Origin of the sequence: Psychromonas sp. SA13A, from assembly GCF_011378715.1 — a bacterium.
Lineage (GTDB): Bacteria > Pseudomonadota > Gammaproteobacteria > Enterobacterales > Psychromonadaceae > Psychromonas.
This window is the reverse complement of record NZ_WTKU01000007.1, coordinates 198,148-204,147: the sequence shown is the minus strand read 5'-3', so window position 1 is coordinate 204,147 and position 6,000 is coordinate 198,148. Positions and strand designations below refer to the sequence as shown.

The window sequence follows — 6,000 nt, the reverse complement described above, 5'->3', positions numbered from 1 at the left end:
TATTCTGGTCTAATTGAACTGGACACTTTAATTTTGGATAATACTATCCACTAAAGAGGTGAACATGAATACGAGAAGACAATACAAAACTTATACCAGTGAATTTAAAACTGAAGCATTGGCATTAGTCAGTGAACAAGGCTATAGCGTTCAAGAAGCTGCTTCTGCTTTAAACATCACGACTAGCTTGCTTTACAGTTGGAAACAAAAAGCAGAGCAACATGCTAACTCAACTGTAGATTCAGATGAACGTGCTGAATTACTTGCCTTACGCAAAGAAGTTAAACGACTGCGTATGGAGAAAGAAATATTAAAAAAGGCCAGTGCCTTCTTCGCAAAAGAAATGAAGTAAAGTATCGGTATATTCGAGCGAGTCGCTCTAAATATCCCATAAAATTGCTTTGTAATGCATTACAAGTGAGTCGTAGTGCATTTTATGATTGGCTTGAACGCCCCGCTAAAGTCATCCGTGAAGAAGAGCTGAACATGTATCGAGCAGCACGACAGTTATTCAAGCGAAGTCGCGGTAGCCTGGGCTCTCGCCAGTTATGCAAGAAATTAAGAGAAGCGGGCTTTAAGGTGGGTCGTTATCGTACACGTAGTATCATGCGCAAGCTAAAGCTTGTCGTCGTACAGCGCCAAGCATATAAGGTAACAACAAAGCGTAAACATACAGATAGTGTTGCTGATAACCTATTGGGTCAGCAGTTTAACCCTAAACAAGAGAATCTAGTGTGGGCTGGCGACGTCACCTATTTGAGGACCAATCAAGGTTGGATGTATTTAGCCATTGTCATGGATTTATACTCTCGTCGGGTTATTGGCTGGTCTATATCTGGCCGCATGACGGTTGATTTAGTTGAACGCGCATTGCAAATGTCGATTAATATCAGGCAACCTAAAGCGGGTTTGATGTTCCACAGCGATCGTGGTTCTCAATATACTAGTGGGCGATTTAATCGATTATTGAGTAAGCATAAAATAATAGCCTCAATGAGTAGCGTGGGAGCTTGTTTAGATAATGCAGTTGTTGAGCGGTTCTTCGGCAGTCTTAAGAATGAATGGTTATTAAATATTGTTCACTTAACGCGTGAAACGATGAAGTTAGATGTTGAAGAATATATCCGCTATTACAACCATGAACGGCTTCATACAACACTCGGAGATCTAACTCCGATTAACTATGAAAAATTACAAAGTCAGGTGTCCAGTTGTGCTTGACCAGAATACTTGTTCATAAAAGGTGTTATGTATAAAAAGGTCTGTGCATAAAAGCCTAGGGCATAAAAAAGGTGCTGATGTAAATAAACCACCAGCACCAACTAAAACTTTTTAACTTGTTATGTAGATTAGTGACTGTTTTATAACAGCCACTAATCTAGTTGACTCTCTACTTGGTGACGATTTCAGGTCCCATCATCATATTAGGTAACCAAGTTGAAACCCAAGGTACATAAGTCACAATCATTAAGAATAAGAACATCACCCCTACTAATGGTAACGAGGCTTTGACCACTTTCATCATGGACAGCTTGGCCACCCCTGCCGTTACAAAGAGATTTAAACCAACGGGAGGAGTTATCATCCCTATCTCCATATTTACCACCATCATGATGCCTAAGTGAATCGGGTCAATACCTAATGCAATCGCAATCGGGAACACTAAAGGTGCAACAATAATCAATAAGCCAGAAGGCTCCATAAACTGGCCGCCAATCAATAATAATAGATTAACGACAATTAGGAATTCTATTGGACCTAAACCAGCTGACAACATTGACTCTGTTATCATTTGTGGAATACGCTCTTCAGTTAATACATGTTTAAGAATTAACGCATTAGCAACAATGAACATCAACATGATGGTTAGTTTACCCGCATCATATAACGTCTTGCGCGTATCTTCATGGCAGAATACATGCATCGCTTTAAACCAATATGCTTTGGCTTTTTTCTCTGCTGGTTCCTTATCTGCTAATGGGCCCATATCCTTATAAACAAAGTTTGAAATAATAAAGGCATACACAGCGGCAACAGCAGCAGCTTCAGTCGGTGTAAAAATACCACCATAAATACCACCAAGGATAATAACAATCAGTAATAATCCCCAACCAGCATCTTTTGCAGAATTGAACACTTCGCCCCAACCAACAAAAGGTTGTGCAGGAATGTTCTTATAACGCGCATAAATATAAATGGCGATCATCAGCATTACTCCGGCTAACAGGCCAGGAATAACGCCACCTAAGAACATGCGACCAACGGATACATCGGTTGCAGCTGCATAAACAACCATAACTATTGAAGGTGGAATCAGAATACCTAACGTACCAGCATTACAAATAACCCCTGCAGCAAACTCTTTGGTGTAACCATTTTTGACCATACCAGCAATAACAATACCACCGATTGCCACTACCGTTGCGGGTGAAGATCCAGATAAAGCAGCAAACATCATACAAGCAACAACGGATGCCATGGCTAAACCACCACGTAATGACCCAACCAGTGCAATTGCAAATCGAATAATACGTTTAGCTACACCACCCGTCGCCATAAAGCTAGAAGCAAGAATGAAGAAAGGGATCGCCAATAAAGTATAATGACCAGTAAACGCATTAAGTAATGTTTGTGCGATAGACGCTAGTGATGCGTCAGAATGCACCATCAAAAAGACGATACTTGATGCACCTAACGAAATCGCAATAGGCACGCCGATGATCATCAATGCAATCACCATAATAAAAAGCATTAACATAGCCATTAGTTACTCTCCTTGTTAACATTCGCTTTTTCTGTTTTATTTTTTTTCTCATTGCTTTTGTTGGCAACGCTTTGCTTAATTTGATTGAGTTCAATATTGTCTTGTTCTTGATGAAACTCATCTAGTTGTTCTTCAGCTTCATGACTGGCAATCATACGGTCTAATTTATTAGTCATAATTAACCAAGTGATTTGCAAGAATCTGAACGTCATTAATGCCATACCTAAAGGCAATGCAAAGTAAGGAATAAATCGAGGTAGTCTTTCGTATCGCTCTCCTTCATTAAACCAACCTGAAAGAAACTGTAAGATGTCAGGCATTGGAATATCTTCCGTCTCATACCAAGCTCGGTCAGTAATAAAAGGCACCCAATAATTCCAAGAACCAATTAATAATGAAACAGAAAAGAATAAACAGAAGAATACAGAGACCAAGGCAAATGTCTTTCTTAAACCCTTTGGCGCAATATTGATAACAACATCAACACCAATGTGAAAATGTTTTTTAATGCCATAAGAGGCACCTACTAAGACCATCCAAGCAAACATAAATACAGTTAGCTCAAGTGCCCATAAAATATTGTCGTTAAATACGTAACGTACTACTACATTTGCAAAAGTTAGTAATGTCATTAACCCTAAAAATGCTGCGATTAGGGTTTCTTCCATATAATCAGTCATTTTGCCTATTCGGGTTAAAATTCCCTTTTCCATCTGCCTTACTCCTTTACCTTTAACTTACTGTGCTTTTTATTATTTTTATTAACTTAAGTTATATTGTTAACCTGTACTGTTAATTAAGGCACTGCCTACCTAACAATGGTAAACAGTGCTTAAACAGTTAATATTATTGGTTAGCGGCTTGAGCAGCTTCAAGTAAGTCACTACCGATATCTTTTTCAAACTTTTTCCAAACAGGTTTAAGAGCAGTAACCCATTCACCACGTTGCTCAGGTGTTAGAGTACGTACTACGCCACCGGCTTTGATGATATTTTGTTTATTAGCTTCATTCACCATAGTTGACTCAGCATTTCTCACTTCAGTCACTTCTTTTAAAATGGTGCCTAACTGAGTACGAATATCGTCAGGTAGGTTGTCCCACCAATCGCCAGATGTCACAACTAAGTAGTCTAAAATACCGTGATTCGTTTCTGTAACGCCATCTTGAACTTCAAAGAATTTTTTACCGTAAGTGTTAGACCACGTATTTTCCTGACCATCGATAACTTTAGTTTGCAAACCACCGTAAACTTCTTTAAAAGACATTTTTTGAGGATTCGCACCTAGTTGTTCAAATTGTGCCACTAACACATCAGAAGCTTGTACACGGAACTTAAGCCCTTTAGCATCACTTGGTAATAACAAAGGTTTATTCGCCGACATTTGTTTCATACCGTTATGCCAAAACTCTAAGCCTTTAAGGCCACGACGATTCATCGCATTTTTTAACTTATCGCCCGCTTCAGAGTTCTGAAATCTATCAACAGCAGCAACATCGTCGAATAAAAACGGCAAATCAAAGAGTCGATATTTCTTAGTGATTTTTTCAAACTTAGATAAAGAAGGAGCGGCTAGTTGTACATCTCCATTTAACAGCGCTTCTAATACTTGGTTATCATCGTAAAGTGTTGAGTTAGGGAAAACTTGCATACAAGCTTTACCATTCATTTCTGCATTCACTCGTTGCTCTAATAATGAAGCAGCTACGCCCTTAGGATGCTTGTCAGAGTTAGTAACATGACTAAACTTGATCACCATTTCTCCTTCATCACAATTAGCATAAGCATTAACACTACTTAAAAGTGCAGCACTACATAGAGAAATAACGGTTAATTTTTTAAACATTTTGAGCTCCTATATCCATATTGGTACGCAACAATGCGCTGTTTTTAAAATATGTAAAACGACTGAGTCATTACATAAAGCATATATAGCAAGTGCCGAGCCAATGTTACCAATTTGTTGCAAACTCAGTGATAGCAAGCGATGTATGTTAAAGAAGTGTTTCTTAAAAGGTTTAATAAAAAACAAATGGGCGGGATCCTACCCATTATAATTTGCTATATGTGTCAGTAACCGCCCTTTTAAATATCTAACTTACTCGTAGCCAATGTTATGCACAATATTATGTAATTATAGAAGACGCTGGGCGCACCAATTTTAGTGTTGAAAGAGTAATAATATTGAGGGGTATAGGACAGGCAAGCTTTAGCTAGATACAGGTTAAATTTGTATTAGTATTATAAAAAAGGTTTATAAGAGAAAGGTTCAATAACAGAAAGGTTCTGTGTTAAAGCAGTGGCATTAAATAGCAAAAACAAAAAAGGTCACCTGAGTGACCTTTTTTAATAATCTTATGCTTTGTGCTAAATAATTTGTAGATACAAGATTCTAATATCTGATTTAACTTAGTTTTTAATTAGCTTTAAGTTTATTTAGCTTATTTAGTTTTACGGCGCGACGCACCAGCAAATCCTAATAACGCCAAACCTAAAACAGCAAAAGTAGAGGGTTCAGGGATAGCAGTCGCCGTAAAATCAAGGTTACTAATCGCTCCTGAACCGTTAAGATGTATCTCAACAGAGTAAACGTCAGCAATATCAAAGATTAAACGGTCCCAAGTATTATCTCCACCCGTTCCGAGTGTATTAAATTGACCAGGGTTAATTTCAACACCATTTAAACCATATAAGTGGATAGCATTATTTTGTGTCGCTTCTTCTTTTTCAGTATCAAAAAAATCTAAGCTGTTTAGTGTCACACTATTTTCAAAATCAATACTAAAAAAACCACTTGGACGCTTTCCTTCATCATCTGGATTAGCACAAGAAGTTGCATTACAAGACGCTTCATTTTCATGAATGATTAATACATTTCCCGGGTTAGCGATGCCCAAATTAAGTTGGTTAATTTGATTAACATTAATAAATGGAGATTGTAAATCAGGATCTAGCGTATTAAGTAGTGATGTATCAAACGCTACAGCTACATTATCTGTATTTCTGGCGACGTTAGTACCGTTAAAAGTCACGCCATATTGGGCGCTATACTGACTATTAACAATGTCTCCGTTGCTTAAATCATCAAATGTAATCGTCGTTGCCGATGCAAGTGGCATCATGGCAGCAGAAAGGGTTAGTGCAATCCAGTGCGTTAATTTCATAGTTATTCCTTAACTTTTAAATTATTTATTTACTTATTTCTTTAAGTATTTATTTTCGTTGAACTGTAATTAC

4 protein-coding genes and 1 pseudogene are annotated in these 6,000 nt (G+C 37.8%); 1 reads left to right on the top strand and 4 read right to left on the bottom strand.

What is annotated here, in order from left to right; all coding sequences use genetic code 11:
- Positions 1–64 precede the first annotated feature (64 nt).
- A pseudogene (locus GQR44_RS09100) lies at positions 65–1,221 on the top strand (IS3 family transposase).
- A 169-nt stretch (positions 1,222–1,390) separates the two neighbouring features.
- On the opposite strand, the gene GQR44_RS09095 reads toward GQR44_RS09100, so the two are convergent.
- The 4 genes from GQR44_RS09095 to GQR44_RS09080 all read right to left on the bottom strand — a co-directional run bounded on the left by GQR44_RS09095 (position 1,391) and on the right by GQR44_RS09080 (position 5,927).
- Complete coding sequence (locus GQR44_RS09095; RefSeq protein ID WP_166371452.1) at positions 1,391–2,764, bottom strand: TRAP transporter large permease; 1,374 nt, start codon at positions 2,762–2,764, stop codon at positions 1,391–1,393.
- Positions 2,764–3,477, bottom strand: a complete 714-nt coding sequence (locus GQR44_RS09090) for a TRAP transporter small permease (protein ID WP_166371450.1) — start codon at positions 3,475–3,477, stop codon at positions 2,764–2,766. The genes GQR44_RS09095 and GQR44_RS09090 overlap by 1 nt, the downstream gene beginning before the upstream one ends.
- Positions 3,478–3,610: 133 nt before the next feature.
- A complete protein-coding gene (locus GQR44_RS09085) occupies positions 3,611–4,609 on the bottom strand; it encodes a TRAP transporter substrate-binding protein (RefSeq protein WP_166371448.1) in 999 nt (332 codons plus the stop codon).
- A 595-nt stretch (positions 4,610–5,204) separates the two neighbouring features.
- A complete protein-coding gene (locus GQR44_RS09080; protein WP_166371446.1) occupies positions 5,205–5,927 on the bottom strand; it encodes a PEP-CTERM sorting domain-containing protein in 723 nt (240 codons plus the stop codon).
- Between the last annotated feature and the right edge of the window lie 73 nt (positions 5,928–6,000).

Coding starts and splice junctions, on each gene's coding strand:
- GQR44_RS09090 (WP_166371450.1), bottom strand. CDS start 3,477: ATGGAAAAGGGAATTTTAACCCGAATAGGCAAAATGACTGATTATATG.
- GQR44_RS09095 (WP_166371452.1), bottom strand. CDS start 2,764: ATGGCTATGTTAATGCTTTTTATTATGGTGATTGCATTGATGATCATC.
- GQR44_RS09085 (WP_166371448.1), bottom strand. CDS start 4,609: ATGTTTAAAAAATTAACCGTTATTTCTCTATGTAGTGCTGCACTTTTA.
- GQR44_RS09080 (WP_166371446.1), bottom strand. CDS start 5,927: ATGAAATTAACGCACTGGATTGCACTAACCCTTTCTGCTGCCATGATG.